The sequence below is a fragment of the Mycobacterium sp. genome (assembly GCF_050701675.1).
Classification (GTDB): Bacteria; Actinomycetota; Actinomycetes; order Mycobacteriales; family Mycobacteriaceae; genus Mycobacterium.
Window position 1 is genome coordinate 1 of the sequence record NZ_JBOGDD010000070.1, and the last position, 1878, is coordinate 1878.

Sequence of the window (1878 nt, forward strand, 5' to 3'; positions counted from 1 at the left end):
CTTCGAAGATCCGCGGTGGTGGTCATGTCAACCATCCCCTCCCCGGGGAACGAGTGCGGGCAGCACGAAGTATGCCCTCGTTTGTCGATGCCCCTCCATCTTCCAGAGGACACCGACAAAGTCGCGCGAATTTTCGGTTACGGCTTGTTTCGTGGGCCCGAAACCGGCGACCGTTACTGACCCAGCGAGTTCTGCATGGCGCCCGCCAGCACGTTCACCGCGGGCCCACCGTTGCCAGGCTGACAGACTTTCGCTTGGAGCAGAACGTTCTCGCGCAGCCTGGTCTGAATGAAGCACCGCCGGTCTGTACCCGCTTCCTGCTTCACCCACACCGCATCGGTGCCGGTGGGCGGGCCGCCGGTAAAGGACCAGACCTGGGTGACGAAGTCTTCGAGGTGCATGGCGCTGGTCTGCCCTGCGCAGCCGACGGTCCTGTCGGTCACGCGGTGGAAGGCCCGGTTGGCGGCATCGTTCGTGGCGAAGACCCCGACCGCCTGTTTGACCAGGTTGGTGTCGTCGTTGGCCGCCCGCTGCGCCACCGCTCCGTTGAACGAGGCGAGGTCGGGATCCTCGTACACCTCGGGCAGTCCGATGTCGGCCCAGTTGTTGCACTCCGGGACGTCGACGTAATAGCCCTGGAAGGGAGCGGTGAACGTCGACTCCCACGTCATCGGGGCGCCGACGACGTTGCCCACCGACCCCTTCCCGAGCACGGCATATGAGACGACGCCGGGATCGGATGGGCGCGCGGCGGCGGGCGCCGCCACTGCCCCGGCCAGGATGACACCGGTCACCAGGACACCGGCGGCCGTGCTCCGCATGCGACTAGACGACCTTGGCCGACAGCTTGACGTCGATGTTGCCGCGGGTGGCCTTCGAGTACGGGCACACGCCGTGCGCCTTCTCCATCAGCTCGTCGGCCACCCCCTGCTCGAGTCCGGGCAGGTAGCCGATCAGGTGGGCGGTCAAGCCGAAACCGCCCTCGGAGTCCTTGCCGAAGCCGATCTGCGCGGTGATGCCCGACGCGTCGTCGATGGCGATCTTCTCGTTCTTGGCGACAAGCCGCAGCGCGCCCAGGAAACAGGCGGAGTAGCCGGCCGAGAACAACAACTCGGGGTTGACGCCCTCACCGCTGCCGCCCATCTCCTTGGGTGGGCGCGTGTCGAGGTCGATCTTGCCGTCGGCGGAGTTCACGTGTCCGTCACGACCTCCGCCGGTGGCCGTGGACTCTGCGGTGTAAACGACTTCGATGCTCATGCGCTCGATCATGCCAGCTGCCGGGAGCCCGCACGGCGGCCTCGGCGGTTAGAAGATCGTCAGCGTGCAGTAGGTCCGCGCCGGCGACGGGTAGGGCCATGCGTACTGACCGGGGGACGCGGGGCACGCCTGCTGGTCGCGCACGTCGAGGCGCTGGGTGACCTGGACCAAGAGGCCCTGCTGACCGCGCTCGGCGCAGTCGGCCAGCTGCAGCATGCCGACCGGCATGTCGAGGACGTAGCAGTGATCGGCGACGAGATTGGGGACGAGGCACAGCTGCGTCGTCGAGGGGTCGGCGAATTTCGTTGGCACGTGCTGGTATTCGACACTCGGGCACGATCCCGATTCGTTGGCCATGGCACCCACCGTGTAGCTGGGGTCGGCGCTGCACGACACCTTGGTGGCGCTCAGTACGTCGGGGACCGCGGGGGATTGGGCCGGGATGGAAACGCAATCGCCGACGGAGAACACCTCCGCCAGGCCGCGTTGCGGTTCCGAGTCGTGCGAGGCACAGCCACTCGTGAGCGCGAGCAGGAGTGCCACCGCAGAAACGAGCAGCGCCATCCTGGCCACAGGCATGCGCGTCATGGTTAGCGACACTCCCACGAATGAGGGCATGAC

At 66.8% G+C, this 1878-nt stretch carries 3 protein-coding genes; all 3 read right to left on the bottom strand.

Translation table 11 applies throughout. From position 1 onward, the window contains the following. Positions 1 to 173: 173 nt before the first annotated feature. Complete coding sequence (locus ACRDUX_RS02145) at positions 174 to 821, bottom strand: sensor domain-containing protein (RefSeq protein ID WP_526410560.1); 648 nt, start codon at positions 819 to 821, stop codon at positions 174 to 176. Positions 822 to 825: 4 nt separating this feature from the next. After that, a complete protein-coding gene (locus ACRDUX_RS02150; protein ID WP_526410562.1) occupies positions 826 to 1257 on the bottom strand; it encodes an organic hydroperoxide resistance protein in 432 nt (143 codons plus the stop codon). A 48-nt stretch (positions 1258 to 1305) separates the two neighbouring features. Continuing rightward, positions 1306 to 1878 (bottom strand): hypothetical protein (locus tag ACRDUX_RS02155; RefSeq protein WP_526410564.1); only part of this gene is annotated, 573 nt, incomplete at its 5' end.